The 20,189-nt window shown below is 42.0% G+C and carries 24 protein-coding genes; 1 reads left to right on the forward strand and 23 read right to left on the reverse strand.

The features are described from left to right. Positions 1-150: 150 nt before the first annotated feature. Entirely contained in the window at positions 151-1,209 is a 1,059-nt protein-coding gene (locus NSQ26_RS07675) for an AimR family lysis-lysogeny pheromone receptor (protein ID WP_499717726.1), read from the reverse strand. 217 nt (positions 1,210-1,426) lie between these two features. On the opposite strand from NSQ26_RS07675, the gene NSQ26_RS07680 reads away from it, so the two are divergent. Then, on the forward strand, positions 1,427-2,098 hold the full coding sequence (locus NSQ26_RS07680; protein WP_499717727.1) for a hypothetical protein: 672 nt from the start codon (positions 1,427-1,429) through the stop codon (positions 2,096-2,098). Between the two features lie 302 nt (positions 2,099-2,400). Here the strand turns inward: NSQ26_RS07680 and NSQ26_RS07685 are convergent, their stop codons facing one another. The 22 genes from NSQ26_RS07685 to NSQ26_RS07790 all read right to left on the reverse strand — a co-directional run bounded on the left by NSQ26_RS07685 (position 2,401) and on the right by NSQ26_RS07790 (position 19,711). Continuing rightward, on the reverse strand, positions 2,401-2,670 hold the full coding sequence (locus tag NSQ26_RS07685) for a hypothetical protein (protein ID WP_499717728.1): 270 nt from the start codon (positions 2,668-2,670) through the stop codon (positions 2,401-2,403). Between the two features lie 12 nt (positions 2,671-2,682). Continuing rightward, a complete protein-coding gene (locus tag NSQ26_RS07690; RefSeq protein ID WP_499717729.1) occupies positions 2,683-3,015 on the reverse strand; it encodes a hypothetical protein in 333 nt (110 codons plus the stop codon). Beyond that, positions 3,012-4,613 carry a T7SS effector LXG polymorphic toxin gene (locus NSQ26_RS07695; protein ID WP_499717730.1) on the reverse strand — a complete coding sequence of 534 codons (1,602 nt, stop codon included), beginning with the start codon at positions 4,611-4,613 and terminating at the stop codon, positions 3,012-3,014. Before NSQ26_RS07695 ends, NSQ26_RS07690 begins: the two co-directional genes overlap by 4 nt. A gap of 15 nt (positions 4,614-4,628) precedes the next feature. Beyond that, positions 4,629-4,904: a DUF5344 family protein gene (locus tag NSQ26_RS07700; RefSeq protein ID WP_499717731.1), complete on the reverse strand. Its 276-nt coding sequence runs from the start codon at positions 4,902-4,904 to the stop codon at positions 4,629-4,631. Between the two features lie 60 nt (positions 4,905-4,964). After that, a complete protein-coding gene (locus NSQ26_RS07705) occupies positions 4,965-5,291 on the reverse strand; it encodes a hypothetical protein (RefSeq protein WP_499717732.1) in 327 nt (108 codons plus the stop codon). Positions 5,292-5,463: 172 nt separating this feature from the next. After that, entirely contained in the window at positions 5,464-5,625 is a 162-nt protein-coding gene (locus NSQ26_RS07710; RefSeq protein ID WP_499717733.1) for a thiocillin family RiPP, read from the reverse strand. 133 nt (positions 5,626-5,758) lie between these two features. Next, a complete protein-coding gene (locus NSQ26_RS07715; RefSeq protein WP_499717734.1) occupies positions 5,759-5,890 on the reverse strand; it encodes a hypothetical protein in 132 nt (43 codons plus the stop codon). Beyond that, positions 5,890-7,047: an AimR family lysis-lysogeny pheromone receptor gene (locus NSQ26_RS07720; protein ID WP_499717735.1), complete on the reverse strand. Its 1,158-nt coding sequence runs from the start codon at positions 7,045-7,047 to the stop codon at positions 5,890-5,892. Before NSQ26_RS07720 ends, NSQ26_RS07715 begins: the two co-directional genes overlap by 1 nt. A 244-nt stretch (positions 7,048-7,291) precedes the next feature. Continuing rightward, the gene (locus NSQ26_RS07725) at positions 7,292-8,167 is read right to left on the reverse strand and encodes a thiopeptide-type bacteriocin biosynthesis protein (protein WP_499717736.1); all 876 of its coding nucleotides are present in this window, start codon (positions 8,165-8,167) and stop codon (positions 7,292-7,294) included. A 26-nt stretch (positions 8,168-8,193) separates the two neighbouring features. Then, positions 8,194-10,710 (reverse strand): lantibiotic dehydratase, encoded by a 2,517-nt coding sequence (locus NSQ26_RS07730; RefSeq protein WP_499717737.1) that lies wholly within the window; start codon positions 10,708-10,710, stop codon positions 8,194-8,196. Positions 10,711-10,714: 4 nt separating this feature from the next. Next, complete coding sequence (locus tag NSQ26_RS07735; protein WP_499717738.1) at positions 10,715-11,851, reverse strand: PqqD family peptide modification chaperone; 1,137 nt, start codon at positions 11,849-11,851, stop codon at positions 10,715-10,717. Between the two features lie 108 nt (positions 11,852-11,959). After that, on the reverse strand, positions 11,960-12,121 hold the full coding sequence (locus NSQ26_RS07740; RefSeq protein WP_499717739.1) for a thiocillin family RiPP: 162 nt from the start codon (positions 12,119-12,121) through the stop codon (positions 11,960-11,962). A gap of 32 nt (positions 12,122-12,153) precedes the next feature. After that, entirely contained in the window at positions 12,154-12,321 is a 168-nt protein-coding gene (locus NSQ26_RS07745; protein WP_499717740.1) for a thiocillin family RiPP, read from the reverse strand. 30 nt (positions 12,322-12,351) lie between these two features. Continuing rightward, entirely contained in the window at positions 12,352-12,507 is a 156-nt protein-coding gene (locus NSQ26_RS07750) for a thiocillin family RiPP (protein ID WP_499717741.1), read from the reverse strand. Positions 12,508-12,541: 34 nt separating this feature from the next. Further along, the gene (locus NSQ26_RS07755; RefSeq protein WP_499717742.1) at positions 12,542-12,703 is read right to left on the reverse strand and encodes a thiocillin family RiPP; all 162 of its coding nucleotides are present in this window, start codon (positions 12,701-12,703) and stop codon (positions 12,542-12,544) included. Between the two features lie 32 nt (positions 12,704-12,735). Then, on the reverse strand, positions 12,736-13,449 hold the full coding sequence (locus NSQ26_RS07760) for a nitroreductase family protein (RefSeq protein ID WP_499717743.1): 714 nt from the start codon (positions 13,447-13,449) through the stop codon (positions 12,736-12,738). After that, the gene (locus NSQ26_RS07765; RefSeq protein WP_499717745.1) at positions 13,450-15,216 is read right to left on the reverse strand and encodes a SagB family peptide dehydrogenase; all 1,767 of its coding nucleotides are present in this window, start codon (positions 15,214-15,216) and stop codon (positions 13,450-13,452) included. It abuts the gene before it with no gap. After that, positions 15,216-15,884: a TOMM precursor leader peptide-binding protein gene (locus NSQ26_RS07770; RefSeq protein WP_499717746.1), complete on the reverse strand. Its 669-nt coding sequence runs from the start codon at positions 15,882-15,884 to the stop codon at positions 15,216-15,218. Before NSQ26_RS07770 ends, NSQ26_RS07765 begins: the two co-directional genes overlap by 1 nt. Positions 15,885-15,950: 66 nt before the next feature. Next, the gene (locus NSQ26_RS07775; protein ID WP_499717747.1) at positions 15,951-16,331 is read right to left on the reverse strand and encodes a GntR family transcriptional regulator; all 381 of its coding nucleotides are present in this window, start codon (positions 16,329-16,331) and stop codon (positions 15,951-15,953) included. Positions 16,332-16,366: 35 nt separating this feature from the next. After that, positions 16,367-17,686: a YcaO-like family protein gene (locus NSQ26_RS07780; RefSeq protein WP_499717748.1), complete on the reverse strand. Its 1,320-nt coding sequence runs from the start codon at positions 17,684-17,686 to the stop codon at positions 16,367-16,369. 10 nt (positions 17,687-17,696) lie between these two features. Beyond that, positions 17,697-18,770: an ABC transporter permease gene (locus tag NSQ26_RS07785; protein WP_499717749.1), complete on the reverse strand. Its 1,074-nt coding sequence runs from the start codon at positions 18,768-18,770 to the stop codon at positions 17,697-17,699. Further along, positions 18,770-19,711: an ABC transporter ATP-binding protein gene (locus NSQ26_RS07790; protein ID WP_499717750.1), complete on the reverse strand. Its 942-nt coding sequence runs from the start codon at positions 19,709-19,711 to the stop codon at positions 18,770-18,772. The genes NSQ26_RS07785 and NSQ26_RS07790 overlap by 1 nt, the downstream gene beginning before the upstream one ends. Between the last annotated feature and the right edge of the window lie 478 nt (positions 19,712-20,189).

Below are 20,189 nucleotides of genomic sequence, written 5' to 3' on the forward strand. Positions count from 1 at the left end.
GCCCCTGCTTTCATATGTAATTATTCGTCAGCGAGTACAATCTGCGGGAGCCCTGGATTTCCTGGGTCTAATATTGTAGTTGTATCCGCTGCAACAATCCCTATTACAACCACCATCAATACAAAAATACATTTCATCCTGCTCACCCTTTCACTTAAACCTTGGGAACTGAATTTCATGTTTCACGAAAGGCAACAAATATGCCTGGTTCTCCACTTCGAAACGTTCTAAAGCATCCCATAAAAACACGTCTTTTCCTGTCGCTATACCCTTATACCATGTTAAACAAGCGCTCTCGCCCCCTTCGGCTTCTAATTCCTCTATCATTTCAGTTGCTTTTTGCACCTCACAACGCACGATATTCTGATGTACTTGCTCAATAGGAGCGACGTCTGTTAAATCAAAGTATTCACCACAAATGTTACGAGCAAAGGGATAGTATTCACTTTCCAATCGCTCAAAATAGTTCGTCAAACCCGCTCGCTTCGCATGAAACATCGCCTTTTTATAGTACACCAACGCTTCTTTTTTGTCTGATCCACACAATGTTGCTAAACCCCAACCGTGGTATGCTGGCGCAAGCATTGCTTCTGGTGTGATAGGGTTTTCAACAACACTTGAAAACATCTCTCGTGCTTTTGTAAAATCTCCTTTAACCCGAAGTAATCCTGTCGCCATCGAAAGGGACGCACGACTTAACAAAACACTCTTCATGAAACTTGGCTTAATCTTTGACAGCTTTTCTGGCATATGATCTACAAGAGCGAGTGTTCTTTCTACATGGCCTAACTGTTCATGCGCATGAACTTCCAACAATTCTAAACGTACTTTTAACTTTGGCGACTCTACCTGACCGACCAAATCACGCGCCTTACTTATAATATCTTTATATTGTATTTTCCTTTGGAGAATATCTAGAAATAGTTCATATACGGATGACCATTCCGTTAAATGATCGTGTCTATCAAGCAATCGCTTTAACACATCTATTTGTTGAAATGCTACGCTATACTCAAATGCATCTTCAATATGGCCCTGACTTTCCACCGAAAGCGCGTATCCGTTCATTAATAATACCATTTGTTCTGGGGATGCTTTTTTAACAGCTAACATAACTTCTTCAAAGCTCAACGAAAACTCCGCATCTCGTAGTAGTTTTTCTATTTCCTTCGTGGCGACCATGATAACCTCCCTCAACCTTGATGTCATTAAGAATTTTCGGCAAGAAAACGTGAATTCCTCCCTCGTTTTGCGTTTTTCGTCCGACAAATATCGCTAATTATGTTACTATGTAAAAAAGCCCTACCATTACTGGCAAGGCTCCTCTAGCGCTAACCAAACTGTCCAAGGAGTGTGAAAGCGCTCATAAGTATATGATAACATATTATAAATCTATATGTAAAACTATGTGAAAGGGTGCTCTTCTATGGCAAAGAAGCTAAAGTACATCGATCCGCTAACAGGTAAAGCACCAATTAAAAGAAGACAGCCGTACGCGTCAATTCATACAGGGATCAGGGGCGTGTATTTGCATCAACAAACTGGTGAATGGGATGTATGTGCCTTAATAGACAAAGAACGGGTATATTTAGGACGGTTTCCAACGTTTCAGGAAGCGATTAAAGCTCGCAACCAAGAAGAAGTCAAACATTCCAAAGTACAACCAACTCCTCCAATTAAAGACAAATTACCGCCACCACCAAAGAAACCTCTAGCCAATCTTGTTGGTCAAAAATATGGCAGACTCACCGTAATTGAGGAAGGAAAGAAGCACCTTGGACAAAGAACATGGCGCTGCCAGTGCGAATGCGGCAACTTTAAAGACATTAACCCTTGCTCTTTGAAAAACGGGTCTACCAGGTCATGCGGATGTCTACGGAAAGAATTTCATGAGAAACGCGCCATTAAAGACTTATCCGGTCAAACCTTTGGCAGATTAACCGCACTCAGAGAAGTAGAACCACGAGGTGGTAAGAGATATTGGCTGTGCAAATGCTCATGTGGGCGGGAAAAAGAAATTCTTGGTTCGTCGTTGAAAAATGAGGGTACAAAATCGTGTGGGTGTTTAAAGATGGGGTTATACAATAAAAATAATTGAAGGCGATAGGAAATATATCCCAATCGACTTTTATTTGTTATGTTGCTTTCATAAGCACTTTCCATAAGTTTGTATTATCTAAACATACAACTAATATTACCCATCAAATCTTCTTTGCTATCCTGTATATTTCCTGCAACGCTAAAGCGACCCTGTGCCAAATGTAAATGGCGACGGGACCGCTACAGAGGACAAAAGGACGGAACATGATGCCTAGCGCCTGTTGGCGCTTTTTTTCGTGTAAACCAAAAACAAACCCCCACTATCAGCAACAACGTGCGTGACAACGGGGGTTGTTCATATCACTTATCAAGTTTCTTGTACTCTTGGCTCATACCAAGTAATAAAATTCCAAGCTGATCGTTATGATCCCAAGAATCAACAATCATTCTAGGGAAAGACGGCTGATAGTTATTTGGGGACATAGCACTCTTCATATTCTTTATCTCACCCTTGATTTTCTCCAACTGCATTGGCGCATGAGACGAACTTGTTTTCTTCAAGGCGTCTTCAATTTCCTGTATTGCTTTATCAATCAGCTTTTCAACCTTCACGGTTTGATTAAATCGCAATGAACGACCTCGTTACTCATAATCAACGTCCCTTAGGCGATTATCAATATCCTTGGATATTTTCTCCATCAAAGGACTTCTTCCATCTCCATTAGATGAAAAAAAACAGTTCCCTATATCTTCATGGTGATATAAAGTGAAGATTTCATCATCAATCTTAAACTGCCATTTGCGAATATAAATGACATCTTCACTTGATTGAACACTGGCACCGTATTTCTCTACGAAAAACTCTGCAAGTGAGTCAAAATGATCCCATGTTCCAACTCCTAAAACGTGGTATTCATATGTTCCTTTGTCTGTTTTCCTGCATGAGATTACGTTATTAGGGTTTAATTTGCTCATAGTTTGAACCTCTCATTCACACTCTTTCTGGATCGTTGGGAGCTGCCGATGATCTCCGTAAACACATCTTCAAGAGTAAAATTTTTATTTCCCTGATCAATTAAGTTATTTTTTGCCTTACTTAAAACTTGTTCCCAAGTTAAATTAGGATTCTCTGCTGTAATTTTCTTTGCTAGCTCACGATCTTCCATCAGGTCACGAGCCTTGGTTCTAGCTGAATTACGAAGCGCAAAAGATTGTCTTGCTTGTTGTTCAAGCGGGGCATTAGGGTCAATCCTGCTTGGAATAGCTTTTTCTTGATCAAGATACCACTTTCTAGACTCAAGCGCTGACAGTGTACCATTTTGAGGTATTTTACTAGACACATCCCCAACCTTATCAGCGTTCTTCGCGCCTTTAGCAACTCTGGATACGCCCTTAACAGCAGGCCCACCAATAATTGCTGCCATCGCAAGACTTCGCTCCCACGGTTCTAATTTCCGTCCCGTGATTGGGTCTCTGCCTGTAAATGCTTCAATTCCAGACTTGATATTTGCTACGATTGGGGTAAAGTCTGCCGCCATTGACGTATCATCAAGCGACCATGACCACTCAAATTGTGATGTTGATTTTCCCCATTCATCCGAGTGATATTTTGTTTGTCCCTTTGGTTGATTAACCATGTGGGATGCTTCATACGCGGATGACGCTTTGCTCACATCAACCGGACGACCTTCTTTCACATCTGCGACAGCCCCCATATGAGCGCCATATGACATCTGTAACCCATTATAATATGACGTGAGCGGTAGCGCACTGGACACATTATAATACAACTGGTAGTCATCGTAGTCTTTTATAGCCATGAAACTAGTCGGTCTTGCGTTGTAATTATAATCGAATGGAAAAGCGTGTGCGTACATCTCTGCACCTGGTTTTAACTCTTTCAGCTTGTCCGCCACAATCGTATCCGCATTCAATCCTTGTTCTTCAAAATACTTTTTGGCTGCATTGATATTGGCATATGATAGCACATTGCCAGTTGAAAATTCCGCTGCTTTCTTTGACATCGCGCCAACCTTATTCAATTGTGGTCGCGTACTGCGCAACATATTTGCGTTGGTTCGATCTAAACTATCCAGCTTGTGCACAACGCTATTTGCGTGTTTCCTTTCTTCGCCAGCAGCATTTTTAAAATCAGTAATATCAAGCTTGCCAATATTTGCAATGTCGCTGATTGATGCAGCGATTTTGTTTACATTTGAAACGATGTTTTCTGTTGACGCTTCCAGTTTATTAATCCCTCTAGGTACCTCGATACGCCAAAAGTCTTCACGCACCAATGCGTTTTCACTCTCGAAGCTGCGGATGTTTTGCTTGCACTTCTCAATGACCTTGGTTTCATGCGCAATATATTGCCTAAACGCGTGCAAGGTTGGCACATCCACATATTTAGAATGATTCCGCATTGCTTCCGCCCCTGCTCCTTCAAACCCACTGACACGTACAAAGCGATGTATTTTGTGTTCGCACATCTCCAAAGTCGTATCCGCGTCCTTGAGTCTCCTCTTAATCGTGTCAAAGACGCCTATTACTGCTTTTACATCAAGCACCTTCACGAGTGACAACCTCCTTCATCCGCTTTTGATTTTTCCGGCAAGTTGACGGTCTACTTCCTCGTATGACTTCACCAACTCTTGACACTTCTTGCTTTTTTGCTCTAAAGCGGTCATATACGAAGTAATGTGGTTGTCAAATGCTGCATAATCGTCCACCATCACATCTAACATCTCTAAGTTGTAGCCAGAAACTGCATATCGCTTCTTCATTTTGGCACCGCTTGCAACACTGGATACTTCTTTCAACGTTCCCGTAACTAGGGACGTTTCTACCGTTATTCTTTGGCTCATTCTGATCACCCCTAATATTAGATGCCACTTACCCTATTAGCTGGACACGTTCTAACTTCATCAATCACCTTCATTCCTATTGAGATCACGACACTGCTTTTCAAAGTCTTCTTTCATTACCTCTTCAGCAAGCAGGGTTACCTTATAAAAGCTGTCCAAATACTCCACCAAAATTGAGTTGAATTCAGCGTCAGACTCAATTAACTCTTTCAACGTCTCTTCAAACTCGCCTGCTTCAACCGATTTAGCCGCATCACGAATAAGATGCGTATTCGCATGCGAATGCATGCCAAGCTCAACCACCGATTCCCTAAGTGATCCCACAGTGTCTGTTATTACTGATTCTTTCGCTTTAATCTGAGCTAATTTCTTCTTATTCGCGTCCATGGGAACCTCCTTCATCACGTGTGGGACATATCTTTACGCAACCTGTAATATCATTGTAACGCACGATACAAGCGCTATCAACAAAAAAGGACTGTCCTAAAGACCATTTTTTATGACCTTTTAGGACAGCCCCCATAGCAACATTTAAGAATTCTTATCTAAAAATCTTGATTTAATTTGACGATAGACAAGCATACGTGCCTACAGATCCATAGCACGATCCCACAGTACCTGCAGTACCTGCAGTTCCCACACAATTGAACGCTGCTAGATCAACCTGCTCCGGCAACTCCTCAGCAAACAGTGCCAATGCTTCTTTTTTCCTATGTTCCATTTCCTCACCTCCTTTCAATACCTTAATGGACTCACACGGACTTTCACCGCCTAGCTGTTAGACATGCCGAGCACACTAAAAAAGACCTCGCCCAATAAAGAGTGAGATCTTACTTGTATGACCGATACAATAATTAACTGCTTAAGTATGACTCAGTCCTTGGTACTCCATCCCCTGCTGGTCCTATTTCTGCATCAGCTTGACTCACAGAAATAAAACCGACTACCATCATGGAAACAAGCAGAAAGCGCTTCATAACTCTCATCAAACTCCCCCTCCCAAACTAGAGATACGACTACGCTCTTGGTGAATAATTGGTACTAAATAGGCTCGATTCTGTGCTTCAAATACCTTTAACGAAGCATTCAAAAACTCGATATTACCTGTAGCTTTTCCTTTGTACCATGTTAAAAACGGACTATCTTTCCCTGCCGCTTCTAATTCCTCAATCACGCGAATGGCTTTCTCACGTTCACCACGAACAATATGCTGGTGCACTCGTTCTTCTGAGACAACTCCTTTTAAATCAAACGTTTCTCCCATTATATTGCGAGCAAACGGATAATATTCATTCATGAGGCACGCGTAATAATCGTGTTGTCCACTTTCCTTCGCTTCTCGAATCGCTTCTTCGAAATAATACCTACACTGAACACGATTGTTATGACGCATCATTATTAAACCTAACCCATGATTAGCAGCGGACTTCATTGAAGGGGGTGTCGCCAAATTTATATCAACTGCTAAATAATTCTTCTCGGCTTTCTCTATGTCACCGTCTCCGTATAAGAAGTAATTTCCTACAAGTAACAGTGTGCGACTTGCTAATGCACTTCGTGTGTAACCTGTTTTAATTCCATCAAACTCATCTATGATGCTTTCAAGCAAAGGAGATGTCTCTTTGAATTGATCAAGCTGGCTATAAGCACCTGCCGCTAACAATTTAAGACGCAACTTCAAAACCGGATCTTGAACATACGCATCCAAATTGCATGCCTCATCAACAATTTCACCATGAGATAGTTTTCCTTCAAGCACCTGTAGCAATAGACGATAGGTCGGCATCCAGTCCGTCAATTTCTCGTCATTTTGATGCCGTTCAAGAAGCTGTTTAAGAATGGCTGTTTGCCGGAAGATAGACGCATACTCAAGAGCATCCTTGATGTGTGGCACATGCTTTAGCGATAGCGTGTATTCATTCATTAACTCTACCATACGCGATTTTGCCATTTGTTTTACAGAATACGCCACTTGCTCAAAGTCAAGTATGTGAAAGTCTCCAAGGGCCAGTTGGCGCATAATTGCAGGTGACCAGTCCTCATTGTTCTTCCACAATTTCATTTGTTTCAATTGCGCTTCCGTTTCCGCAGTAATCCTACGAATCGTATCCGTGCCAAACAACAAACCATAATTACTCGCCACTGAAATTATCCCCCTTTTTTATTTCCCACTTTCACCATTTTCGGCACAAAAAACTGCTTTTCCTGCTTTGTTTCCCAATTATCGTACGACAATTTCTTATCTTTTGTGCAAAATGCGCGCTTAATCAGTCGCGTTGTGTCGATCATCGGATCAAACCAGCATTTCTAAACAAAAAAGGTGCCTCCCTTAAGAAAAATATCCAGGAAAGCACCTCGGGAAATGTGAATATTTTTTAATATCTAATCTACACCTCCTGCAAAATAGCCGCAAGATACGCTTCCTCGATCGGCCACACACCTAAACGATTATTCATCATGTGCGTGTAGTGAAACATCAGATGTCCTTTAGACAACCTAATTTGGGGTGAAGCCTCTACTTCATCGAAAGCTTCTTTTAAGCAATGGCAATATGCAGAGACTGCCTCCTTTACCTCACTATTGGATTCATAACCTTTCAGCATCTCGTCTACTATCTGCCTTCTCTTTTTCGCACCATCTACGAGCTTTTCTTTATATTCCTCTCCACCAGGAAAACTAGATCCACTCCAATGGTGAAGCATTTCCTCCCAAAGATCATCACATTCTCTCTCGGAAAACGACAGCTCTTTTGTGGCCTGATCCATAATACACAGCGAAAGATTAAATCGATCAATAACCCTGGCTCGCTCTAATTTAAGTGCAACCAAAGCTAGCATGCTTGAACTTTCAAAACATCTTTCAGCGATGTCCACTCCTTTTTTACCACCATACTTTTCATATTCCGGCTCATATATTTCCTGTTGAAAAATAACTTCTGCTTCCGATTTTGCCAGTTGATCTGGGTGGAAAGGTATTAACCGAGTCATTTTGGGAATCGGCTCAGATGTAATACGGAAAAGTTCTCGTTCAAGTAGTTCTTCAATACCTTTTTCAATAAAGTGTACAGAATCAATATTCACCTGAAACCGTAAGCGAATATGCGGCCCTTGTTCGTCAATGTAGCGGATATAGAACCACCGGTGAACATCTTCACGTGCAGACAACCTCTCAGCGCAAGGCGCAACAACCTCTGCAACCAGATCATCTAGATATTCAACCCTACCTGGATAAACACTATAAAAAACCCACTCTGTATTTGTCAAAATTATCCCTCCTGTGTTTAGCAAACTTATCGCCTTGACCAGCGCATCAACGATAAAAACTCTGAAGCATATCGACCATTGTTTCCACCCACCCAATAATCAGCGCGGGTCGGGTGAGCCTCGGTGAATGTAATAACCAGTAGGTCGTCTGTAACAATTGATTTTATAGCCGCTTCAATCGCATGATAACTATTAAAATTAAACCACATTGGTTTCCTCTTCTTAGCCTCAAATGAAATACTCGTTCGCTCTCCAGCAATAAATACCTCATCAGGAATTTGGTGTTCATGCTGCCATTTTTTCAATCGTAAGAAGTACATCTCGTCTTTCTCGCCTGCCTCTTGCAAAGGAAATAGATATAGAGGAATCCTCCACCGAGCACGTCTTAACACGATCCGTCCCTCTTGAATTCGAGGATAGAATTGAACCTCCTCAACAGGTTGAGGGGAGGAAAACAATGGGCTTACCGACCAATTGGTTTGGAAAGCATTGATCCAGGGATTTATAATTGTCATAAAGTGACCCATAACGCTGTTCAATAAATAATGCGGGATCGCCCCGAGGTACTGTGGAGCAACGACCTCATCATTCTTGTCAATTAGAACAAGCGTATTATCCTCCAAATGTACTAAGCGTAAATCTTTAAGTAAAAGATCTGGAACAATCTCATTAGTAGGGTTTTCTCCAGACCACCTTAGCGATTGCTCTGTCACACCTGAATCTATCTGTAAGCTACTGAAATCAGCCACTATCGGGAGGTCTAAAATGTGGGCATGCGGGTACATCTTCTCTAGCCATGTTCTCAGATGATACGAAAAATTCCCACCGCCCGAATCAAATAATGATACAAAACGTGACAATAATCCGCCTAGCCCGGGGTTCACTTGATTGATAACCAATGTATAATCTCCGTCCCGAACACTATCAATGCTTGAAGAAGAAATTTGAAAAAAAACGGTTGCACTAGGAGGAGCTGAGCTATCACTAATAGGAGAAATAGCCCTTCCCTCTTCTACATCCAGAGCCGTTTTCCTATCCTGCATAAAAGCTTTTTTAATCAACCGCGCAGTATCTTTTCGTTGATCAAAACTAATCAGAAAATCTTCTATGTCGTAACAAGTGCCGCCATCACCATATCGTTCAACGAAATGTTTGACAAGAAGATCATACACGTGTGTGCGAAACATGTAGGGGCGCATCATTCTGCCTATCTTGTGTAAGTCTTCTTGTATATGGCATCCCAGTGGAGGAAGTCTCTTGTCCGTACAAACATCTTCATAGATATAGTTGCTTTTCTTGAAATATGCCTCTAAATCAATCGATAACAAATCCCCCACTTTTTGAATAAGCTTTTCCACGCATCCTAATAAACGTAACCGTTCCGCCGCATCACTTGTGCTTATTTTTTCAACACAAGCATCAATCTGTTGGAGACAACAGGCCACTTGACCCGTCATTCTATCCGTTTTCCCTTCTAACACTTCTGCAATGGACAGAAGTGTATGTTGATCTCGACGCGAAAAAGGAAGAATTGGACGAATCCACTGCTCGTCTAATAATCTTTGAAAAGTCCAATCGGAATCGGAAATCGATACGACCTCCTGAATTTGATCGTATGTAAGGACCCGCCGTCCACAAAGATATTTCAAGACCTGAACAAGGTCTTGATCCATCTCTTGTGTACGGAGATGGTCCTGTCGCCAAGAAAATCCATTTAATACCGTATAATTCGATTTGAAATAACTTATCTTTTCATTTGATTGCCGGATAGAAAGATTACACTCATAATTAAAGAGTGTAGAAAATACTTGGTCTTTCACAAGACCAAAAACAATACTTGTAGCCAACGCCTGTGTAATTTTACTCTTCGAACGGATCCCACCTGTTCGAAGAGAATCTGATTGCTTATCATCAAAAGTTGTTAGTCCCAACGGAGTCAGCGTGCTAAACGGACTTGTCTTCGTTACGATCCGGCTTAGATATGACATACTTGAGCGCGCATATTGATTTCTCGGCATCCATTTTTTCAAACGATCTGCCTTATAGGAACGTATATATTCCGTATTAGCCAATATCAATCCTTTTTGCCACTCTGGATTTCCCATTAACTTTGCCAACTGGACACTTGCTTTTGAGACTTCTTGTTCAAACAGATCACTGACTTCACGCACACACTTATCTCTATCGAAAGCTGCTTGATACCAGCCCTTTATCTCCTCCGATTTTTGATTTCCTAACTTACGAAGAAGCTGATCAAAGTGGCCCCGATTCATCTTAGGCAAACGTTGATTGTGCACATCTCGTTTAAATTTTAAAATGAATCGCAGCAAGGGTTTCTCCTCATCGGTCAAAGTAGGAACCAGTTCGAATATCATACCTTCGATCGATTCTTTTACCGACTCCATATACACCTCTTGCTGAATAATTTTGTGAATTACATCTACTGTTTTGGTCAATAAAATCCCGTCTACCTTGCTAGAATCTCCTCCAGCCACACGAGCTAACAGAAACGGAGCTATTTCAACGTGTTTATAATCAGACATCTCATCACCTCATATGTTGGTAAACACTATATCCAGCGTATATAAACATTGAAAGCAGAAAAAACACATAACAGAAAGAGAGAACCGCATACAATAAATAAATAAAGCGTCGAGACTTACTTACATTTTGAAATAAATTCGAGAGTGGCTTCCGTGTCATTTTCAAATATAAATATTTTAACGAGCGATTGCGCAAAGATAATTCTCCCGTTGCTGCTTCAAACGCATGATATCCATCTGTTGGCAAAAGCAAATTAAGATTACTTATAAACAAAAGCAACAACATCATCGCAATCATGTAGGCAGTTGCCCCCCACGGTGAACCGCCCAACCACATCGCTAGCATCGCCCAAATGCCTGCTGCAAATAGATCCCACCCTGGGCCTGCTAACGCAATCATTGCTCTACCTTTTTTCTTTTTGATTCGATACGAATCCGTACGATCTACGTATGCCACTGGTATAAAATAGTATAAAAGACCTACCCCCGCCTCGCGGATTCTAGTTCCATAGTATGCACAAGCAAAAGCATGAGACAGCTCGTGAACAACAAGATGTAAGATAATAGCAACGATAAGTAATGGCCAAGACACCCAATGAATTTTCGAGACCATATCGGTATGATATATACTAAGCACAATACTGAGCAAAGAACTTAATAATAATACAACAACAACAGCATGCAAAATCGTTTTTGGTACCGTTCGAACATACCCTACAATATACTCAAGGGATCTATTTAAAAGGTCCAGAGATTTAACAAGTGGAAGCCGATAGATCGGCCGATTCACCTTGTTTCTAACAAATCGTCCCAAACCATATTCTTCTTCTGGCTCCAAGTTTAAAACACCGGATCTACGTAAAACAGAAAAAAAGTGATGGACAACATCGTATATGTTCTGCTGTGTCGGGTACTTTTCTTCCAGCCTTTTTACTACATCGTGTCCTGTCGTGTGACCGTCAAGCATATTAATTACCATTACCCCCACGACTGGAATCCGAACATAATTCTGCTTAACTGCATGAAAAAGCATGTATTGATCGTTAGCTCCTTGAATGAGCTCTACCTCATCGATCAATTGAAGAGGAGAAGACATAAGAAAAGAAGCCTCAGTCCCACAATTCTGTTCCGCTTGAAGCATATACTTGGCCCTCCTTTTTTTCTTTATCAAGCCTTGCTTTTGACTAATGTTTCCTAACCTTTTATAATGAAGGCATACACCAATGGCGGTTGGTGTATGCCTTTGAACCTAGCCTACCGTGCTAACGGAAGTTGATGAAGAAGCTGTTGTCAATGGACAAGACGCGGTAGAGACTGAGGAAGCACTGCTTAAAGAAGCAGCTACGGCTGCTAAATCAACTTGTTCAGGCAGTTCTTCAGCAAACAACTCTAATTCATGGGTCTGTTGCATGGATATTACCCCTTTCATTTTTTATAGACGAATTAGCCTCCCACAGACGAAAAACACCCAGCACACATGACACAACCCGGGCAAGAAAAAGTCCCTGCACTTGAAGCGCTAGCAGCTGTTTGGAAACCTCCAAGTGAGTGTTGCTCTGGCAATTCTTCAGCAAATAATTCTAACTTCTGTGTCGAATCATTCAAGCCCATTTTTCTCCTCCTTTCATTCAAGAACACAAGTTACCCCGGCCACGATAGAGTACCGAGTGAACTTACACAGGTCCCTCCGACAGTAGCAGCTGAACTCATAGTTCCTACACCAGCATCTGAGACAGCTAAATCAAGTTGAACAGGTAGTTCTTCTGCAAACAACTCTAATTCATGCTTCTGCTCCATATCTATCACCTCCTTTCATTTCACCCAGCACAAGTTATCCCGCTGAGGATGCAGTCGAAAGTGAACTCGCACTCGACGCTGGACAAGACGCACTAGTAGCTGTAGTAGCGCTTGTCCATGTACCTGCTGGAACGGCTAAGTCGATTTGACTTGGCAATTCTTCTGCAAACAACTCTAATTCATGCGCCTGCTGCAAAGATACCACCTCCTTTCAGTACAAAATCTCCGTCATGCAAAACGGACCGGTCTTCCAAACGAAAAGGCGAATAGCTGCGCCTCATTGTGCCCATCTATTTTTAGGAGCTCCCTTGCAGATACTGGCAACATTCCTGCAAATACACTCCCCTCGTACCCTAAAGTTAAAGCGGCTAGCCAGGCTCGATATCCTGCTGCACCACCACGAATTAGCAAATGGCGATACCCATGACTCCCATAATAGTCAACAGATGTCCGAAGGGAACCTGAGATCACTACAACTGCCGGAGCCCAGGAAAATTCCTTTTGCAAAAACAATTTCCCCCCTTCCTCTTGCGACGGCGCTTCTCCTACTTTGATAAGTGCATGATGATCTTTCTGATAACGATACACAGCTGGACAGTCCAATCCATCGACACGCCAAGAAATGACGAACACAGATAGATCGATTCCTACCTCTCTCTGCTCAGACCAATCTAACATATCGCCTTCCACGGATGCCGATAAGACCGTTCCTATATCCTCAAGATCAACCGGCGCAAAGTCATACATTCTTATAGCCATCCTCTTCTCGAGGGCCTCTTGTAGCCCAAAACCACCCTTTTTTATAGTAGGTAGAAAGATGTTCTCTCCATCATGGGCATGTTTCCATCCTAAAGACTGTATATCGTCCTTTCCTGTAAGATGAAACTGTCCACTCGCTTCGATTAAACGCTCAACCAATTCAAACTGTCTATAATCCGCCACCTACTTCTCCTCCTTCCCACTCAATACAAAAGCAGCCGTGATTGGTTCATCCAGTAGATTAACATCTAAATCGTTTGCAATCACTTGTTCATTCCAGTGATGCTGTACTCTCATTTCCAAACCTAATCCCATCGACACAGCGCGCATCTGTGCCAGCGCAACACCTGCATCCAGATGAATAACACGATAAGCAAACGCATGATATTTACTGGCCACTCGACGATAAGCGCCTGTTAACACAACGAGCGCTCCTGGTAGGTTTTCACCAGGAAGAAAAATGCTTCTCTTTATCGTTTCCTCTACATCAGCTGTGCTTAATTTTGCTCCAACGCGACTCAACATATGACCGTTTGGTTGGTAGTAATATAGGTTGGCTGGAATGTCTGCTACAGACCTCACCCATACATAGATTTGTACAGATCCGAGATTTCCTCCTGTCGGCGCCCAGCGTTGATTTTTCTGATTGGTTGACATTTTCCCATCGCCCGCTCCACGTTGTCCCGCGCCGCTTAACAGCACACGAGACAAGGATTGGAGTGTAAGTGAGGATTCCACGGATTTTTGTTTATCCGAGTTATACAACTGATCTAAGAAGTTTCCTTTCACATTTGGCAGATTAGCCTCATCAGGTAAAACTGTATTGAGCGCACTTGGATAAGTCTTCGATTCATGCGTGAGTGTGATATTACTCGTTTTATAATGAACTTGATGGCTTTTCGGATTAATTAAATGCTTGGAAGGAAAAGCGATCGCATGTTCAAATCGAGTAACCAAATCAGGCGGTTGTGAGGACATCCCTGCTACCGGAAAACATCGCGGACAGCCGGGACGACGCGTAACACGTTGATCTTCTTTTAACCAATCCGCAAAATGAAAAGTGATATAATTTAAATCAGTTGCTGCCGGAACGATCCGAGACAAAAAATAAGCTAGCTCAATTGAGATATACTGCTCCCACATGTCAATGAATTCAGCTGGTGTTTCAGCAACATTTTTATCTTCAGTTTCCCTACCAAAGTAATCGTTCTGGAAACACTGATAACAAGCTGTTTCTCCTTGTTCGAAATAAGGACCAAGAACTCCCTTTTCTCCATTCACACAACTAAACATCCACGGAATACCTTTTTTCGCACACATCTGGTCTATCCTACTTAATACATCATGATTGGGACATCCCGTGATAAATACCATTACAAAATCAGCATCTTCTACATCTGCTTCTTCATCTAATGATCCTAGCCATACTTTTGAAACACCCGTATGACGGAGCTCAGATTGTATCCCTTCTCCATGCTGAGAATCAGTTAACACCAATATACTCGTATTTTTTAAACGGTTCAGTCCTTCACCAGCACTGCGATTCACCCGTGTTGAATCAGTATGACGCCGAAAAAATGCTAATCCCTCGGGCTCGTATTCCTCCAGGTCGATCCCCGCATCTCCCTCACCATCTTCCAGCAAACCACGTACATATAAAAGGGAGATTACATCCCGAATCGCTTCTAAGGAATATTGCGGAAATAAATAAGATAATTCCTCAATGGTCTTCTGTCCATTTAATAATGGCACCAGTTGCGGGAGAAACTGAGTTGCTGCTTTTCCACGTAAAACTTGCAAATTTTCTCCCCCATGAACCATCATTCCATCAGGCAGAGGAATGACCTGAAAAGCATCAGACATACATGGCTTTTCCGGTAATCGTAGCTGTGGATCTAACTGGGTGGCTCTTCCCATCTCTTCAGATGAAACTAAGGGTATATTTCTCATCAGTTTAAGACCTCCTCTTTTACACGGGCATACTCAGAAACCCTCTCCATATCAATCATGAGTTGATCCACGCTCCGATCTTTTTCCGATCTACCTAATCCACAACGGGGACAACCATGGACTCCCACCACTAGAGATCGACATGATTCACGAGTTAACACATCCATTTGCCACAAGCAACCAGACACGTCTTCATCCCCTATAGTCAAAATACTATCAATATAAAGAATATGAGAAGCAGACCATCCCGCAAAAGCTCTCACGTACCCCTTCGGTCCAGCTGTAGGAGTTTGATCATAGTAATGATGCATAGCATGGATATGTCCAGGAAAAGGAGAATGTTGAAGGACGCGTTTTTCATAACAATGAAAGCAAGGCCCTTCTTTTGGTGTTACAACAGGCCCAATCTGGAGTTGAGGATGATTTAATACAATAGGAATCCAGGGAACATTCCAAGCAAAAGACAGATTGTCCATCATTTTCGATAGACTTGAAACGGGTTTCCACGAAGCAAGGATGTGTAATCGCGCAACTGGAAATCGATCAGATGGTAAAAGTGGGAGACGCTCTGGCATTTCCGTAACAACCGTATGACCCACTCTCTTTTCTATCTGAGTCGCTACTTCCAATCCAAATTTACCAACCGCTATAATATGAATAGGTTTCATAACCTTCCTCCTCATTTTCTGATAGCATTTCCTCATTACATTTTTTAAAGAGAAATCTTCCTATATTTATCGCAACGCTCTCACAAACATTTCTTTAATCGCAGAATCAGCGTAACCACACCTCCGCCCAATATCAATTGCTCTTTTCACTGCTTCGTTCACCAACATATACTTTTGCGTTTCTTGCTCTTGTTCCGACATTGCTTTCACAAAAGTCCCTTTCCCTTGCAGGGTCTCGATATATCCATTCTGCTCCAAATTTTGATATACCCGCCGAGTTGTAATCACACTACACGGCGCCTGTGCCGCCAACTCCCGGAGCGATGGCAACGCGCATCCGGAGGGAAGATGTCCACCAATAATGAGTGACTTAATTTGCAACTCGATTTGGTCGTAAATGGGAATACGGCTCTCATGATCAATTTGAATCTGTAACCGATCAAACACCGATACCATCCCCTTCAATTTAGACATTTCTCAATTTACGCAAAAGGTTGTGGCCATGGATTAATCTCCTCTTCTCCTTTAACAGCATAACCCATGGCTTTTGGCCCCTCATAAAGGCGGGGATGACCCAAAAACCGACACCGATAACTAAATGACAAAGGCTGTAATCCAGGAATAATCACCCGAACTACTCTCATACCTGCCCGTACCGCTTCATCCGTAGTCAGATCAACGGCATACACATCAAGATTTTTTTCCGCTAAACGATCTAATAGGAGCGTCAGATTTTTCATACGATCACCTGTATCAAGGCTGCTCATTTCAGAAACAAACCTTCGCCCCGGCGATTTTACAAGGAAATCATATGCGTGTAATCGCTCAGGATTTCCCATATAAGTAGCGCCATGGAACACATTAGTAAAATCATCAATGTTTTCAGGAACTGAGCGTTCAGCTAGCATCGCAATTCGTGAGGATGCAGCTTCCCGCATAACCTTTGTGATGGCACGATTAGGGTTTAAATCCGTTGCACACATAATAAGTGAAGCTAGTTTGCTATTCTCAGGAGTGAGTTGTAGAGAATAAACTGTAGGAATTCCTAAATCTGTCGTTCCATCAAACAAGTACTGCGTAATATTCCCCCCTTTAAATGTTTGATAAAAATATGGCTCCATGTCTGACTGGATTTGATCAAACTCGATTCGAGGAAGTGACAGCTTCTGATACCACGTAAGAGAAATGGCATCTCTTTCCACAACTTCACAAATCGCGTTAGTCAAAGCTTCTTCAATGGTAGTATGTGCTGCACAACCAGTAGAGATGGGTAACCAAAATCGTTCCCCAATACTGATTGCTGGCAAGTTCAGATATGTCATAACCGCTGGAATCCACACCGTGCGCTGATCATGTAAAGAGATTCCTTTCACCCAGCGTAATGGTGCATCAAAAGACGGTTTTACAACAGGGCATCTAGGGTGTTGTAACTCTTTTTCTGAACATACTGGGATTTTATCCAAAGGCAGTGCCTCACCCCCTAATTCCTTAGCTGTTGCCCAAATAAATTGACGCTCATCATAAACGCAACAAGCATAACGTTCTAAAGTCTCCGCGATTGCTTTTACCCGACTCTCTTCGGGATCAATTGATCCACCTGCACCATCTAATTCTCCAGTTAGAGAGCGCCCCCACGTTACTTTTGCTACCTCAGGAAGAACTTGAGCTATATCTCCTAGTGAGCCCGCATCTATAGGAAAATGAGGCTCCCCAGGGTGCGTAGGGAGCCGGTCCACACGATTAATCAGTCCACCGATCGGTTGAACCAAACTTTCCAATGAATTTCTCTGCATTACAATCATCCCTCATCTCTTATTTTAATTGATCCCACCTAAACGTCCGAACAGCAAAAAATCCTAGTAACAGCATCGTCACCACTAGAATCAAATAACTCATGACAATCGGTACACTTAACGCCTCATCGATCATGTAATAACGCAATAGCTCTCCAAAATGTGTTAACGGAATAGCAAGAGAAATCGTTTGTAGCCAGTCAGGAAACATTTTTAAAGGCATGAATAATCCTGTTAATATCAAAAGCGGACCAAATAGCCCTCCAGCTACGCCGCTGACTGCTTCTATAGAGTTTGCTACTCCTCCAACCCAGTATCCTAAAGCAAACAACATAAACAATCCTAGCAAGGAAACAAGTAGGATCGGGAGCAAATTTTCCATAGGTAGCATGTTATTCATCCCTGCCAACACTAATAATATGGAAAGTTGAATAGCAGCGATCAAAAAACGTGCTGCAAGTTGTGAAAGAATAAAGATCAATTTTGAAACCTGGGTAAGTCCAATTAACCGGAGTACACCTGCTGTCCTCAATTGAATAGTTGGGGTGGCTGTTCCAAAAAAAGCAAGGGAAAAGAAAGCCATCACAATGATCCCTGGTAGAGAGTATTGCAGCATATCAGGACCTCCTTGCCCAAAAGGTTCTTCTATAATAACAGGTGATCCTTCTACACGAGTCAGTTCATACAAAGCCTCTTTTGTTAACTTTCCTTCCATCGCAGCGGATGTTGAATAATAAATCTTCATTTCCCCTTGATCAAAAAAAGATAAGTCTACTACTGAACTGACTTCTTCATCTTCAATGGCTTGTTTCTCTTGACCAACTTCAACTCTTTTCGTTTTAATCCCTTCAAGATTTCCTAATCCATCTTCAATATGCTTCATACTAGAGGTGGACTGGTCAGGCATCATAATACCAATAGTATAATTCAATTGATTGGACTGACCCGTGATCGTGGATGTTAGACCAAAGATAAGAACAAAAAGAAATGGAAAAGCTAGAGCCATAAAAAAAGTAAGTGGATCGCGCATAAGCTCCCGTAAATTCATTAAAAAAAGTTGGTAGAAAGCTTTTCCATTGTTAAATTGGCTCATCATGCTCCCTCCCTGATCGATTTTCCAGTCAGTTCAATAAACACATCTTCTAACGTCCCATTTTCGATCCGTATTTTTTCCCATTCCACCGAGCCAAAAATCTCGCTACTTACAAGGGAGTCTATCAATTGCCGTGTGATCGGTGTAGCCGTGACACACACTTCTTTCTTTTTACCGATCGTTGATGAAACAGTCAACTCTTCGATGCCTAATTGGCGCAACTGCTCCTGGGTTGGGATCGATTCCACTTCAAAAATCAGCCGCTGTTTGGGGAAGTGCTTGTAAACTAATTCTTGCGGTTTCCCTTGAGCAATGATCTTTCCGTGATCTAAAATGGCTACCTGATCACAGAGTGATTCTGCTTCTTCCATTGAATGTGTTGTAAGCAGTACACTACGCCCTCTACTTTTCATTTCTTGAATTACTTCCCAGATATATCGGCGCGCCTGGGGATCAAGTGAACTAGTGGGCTCATCCAAAAATAAAACTTCTGGATCGGAAATAAGTGAGACAGCGATAAGTAAACGTTGTTTCTGCCCACCTGAAAGTTTCTTTACAACCACTTTCTGCTTATCAGAAAGACCTACTAGTTCAAGCACTTCAGAGATCGGTTTTGATTTTTCATACAGTGAAGAAAACAACTCTAGTAATTCCCTTACCTTTAGATTGGGAAACAAGCTAGCTTCTTGAGGCTGAATCGCCATTCTTCCCAATATTTTAGATTTGTTCGTCAAAGGATCCTCATTTAAGATCCGTATCATTCCAGAGGTAGGAGTGCGCAACCCGACGATGGATTCTATAATTGTTGTTTTTCCTGCACCATTAGGACCCAATAATCCAAACACTTCATTTTTTGCCACGGCAAAAGAAACGTGATCAACCACAGCTACTTTGTCATATTTTTTCGTAAATCCCTTCACTACAATCGAGTCGTTTTCCATAACAAAAATTCCTTTCATAAAACAGTTTTTCATTGCAATAATACCGAAAATAATAAGTTGCAATAAAAAAAGCGTGACTGTTATCTCAGCTTGTAAATAAATAAGCCTTACAAGATACAGCTTCGCCCTTTCACCCAAGATTTTCTTGCGCTACATCGATATTTTATATTGCCTCAAGTTCCTTCAGTGAGTCGGAACGGCGCCTGAACTCTCCAAAGCTCTTGTTACTTATAAAGAATAAACTGCAAAGTTTATTCTGTCAACAATAAAAACTAGTTACACTTCGACATGTAGTTTTATTCTCCATGAAAGGGAAAATGATAGAATGCCTTAAGCGCTTTCTATCACAAACAAAAGAAAAAATAGTCTGACTATTAATGGATATGGCTTCGCCCTTTCACCCAAGACTTTCTTGCGCTACGTAAATGTTTTATATCCCCTCACATCCCCCAGCGAGTCGAAACATCGTCTGGATTCT

The sequence above is a fragment of the Bacillus sp. FSL W7-1360 genome, from assembly GCF_038592975.1.
Taxonomy (GTDB): domain Bacteria; phylum Bacillota; class Bacilli; order Bacillales; family Bacillaceae_D; genus Shouchella; species Shouchella lonarensis.

What these genes read in the sequence shown, in the direction of transcription:
- NSQ26_RS07675 (WP_499717726.1), bottom strand. Translation starts at nt 1,209, where the DNA reads ATGACATCAAGGTTGAGGGAGGTTATCATGGTCGCCACGAAGGAAATA.
- NSQ26_RS07680 (WP_499717727.1), top strand. Translation starts at nt 1,427, where the DNA reads ATGGCAAAGAAGCTAAAGTACATCGATCCGCTAACAGGTAAAGCACCA.
- NSQ26_RS07690 (WP_499717729.1), bottom strand. Translation starts at nt 3,015, where the DNA reads ATGAGCAAATTAAACCCTAATAACGTAATCTCATGCAGGAAAACAGAC.
- NSQ26_RS07700 (WP_499717731.1), bottom strand. Translation starts at nt 4,904, where the DNA reads ATGAGCCAAAGAATAACGGTAGAAACGTCCCTAGTTACGGGAACGTTG.
- NSQ26_RS07705 (WP_499717732.1), bottom strand. Translation starts at nt 5,291, where the DNA reads ATGGACGCGAATAAGAAGAAATTAGCTCAGATTAAAGCGAAAGAATCA.
- NSQ26_RS07710 (WP_499717733.1), bottom strand. Translation starts at nt 5,625, where the DNA reads ATGGAACATAGGAAAAAAGAAGCATTGGCACTGTTTGCTGAGGAGTTG.
- NSQ26_RS07715 (WP_499717734.1), bottom strand. Translation starts at nt 5,890, where the DNA reads ATGAGAGTTATGAAGCGCTTTCTGCTTGTTTCCATGATGGTAGTCGGT.
- NSQ26_RS07730 (WP_499717737.1), bottom strand. Translation starts at nt 10,710, where the DNA reads ATGTCTGATTATAAACACGTTGAAATAGCTCCGTTTCTGTTAGCTCGT.
- NSQ26_RS07735 (WP_499717738.1), bottom strand. Translation starts at nt 11,851, where the DNA reads ATGCTTCAAGCGGAACAGAATTGTGGGACTGAGGCTTCTTTTCTTATG.
- NSQ26_RS07740 (WP_499717739.1), bottom strand. Translation starts at nt 12,121, where the DNA reads ATGCAACAGACCCATGAATTAGAGTTGTTTGCTGAAGAACTGCCTGAA.
- NSQ26_RS07745 (WP_499717740.1), bottom strand. Translation starts at nt 12,321, where the DNA reads ATGGGCTTGAATGATTCGACACAGAAGTTAGAATTATTTGCTGAAGAA.
- NSQ26_RS07750 (WP_499717741.1), bottom strand. Translation starts at nt 12,507, where the DNA reads ATGGAGCAGAAGCATGAATTAGAGTTGTTTGCAGAAGAACTACCTGTT.
- NSQ26_RS07765 (WP_499717745.1), bottom strand. Translation starts at nt 15,216, where the DNA reads ATGAGAAATATACCCTTAGTTTCATCTGAAGAGATGGGAAGAGCCACC.
- NSQ26_RS07770 (WP_499717746.1), bottom strand. Translation starts at nt 15,884, where the DNA reads ATGAAACCTATTCATATTATAGCGGTTGGTAAATTTGGATTGGAAGTA.
- NSQ26_RS07780 (WP_499717748.1), bottom strand. Translation starts at nt 17,686, where the DNA reads ATGATTGTAATGCAGAGAAATTCATTGGAAAGTTTGGTTCAACCGATC.
- NSQ26_RS07785 (WP_499717749.1), bottom strand. Translation starts at nt 18,770, where the DNA reads ATGAGCCAATTTAACAATGGAAAAGCTTTCTACCAACTTTTTTTAATG.
- NSQ26_RS07790 (WP_499717750.1), bottom strand. Translation starts at nt 19,711, where the DNA reads ATGGAAAACGACTCGATTGTAGTGAAGGGATTTACGAAAAAATATGAC.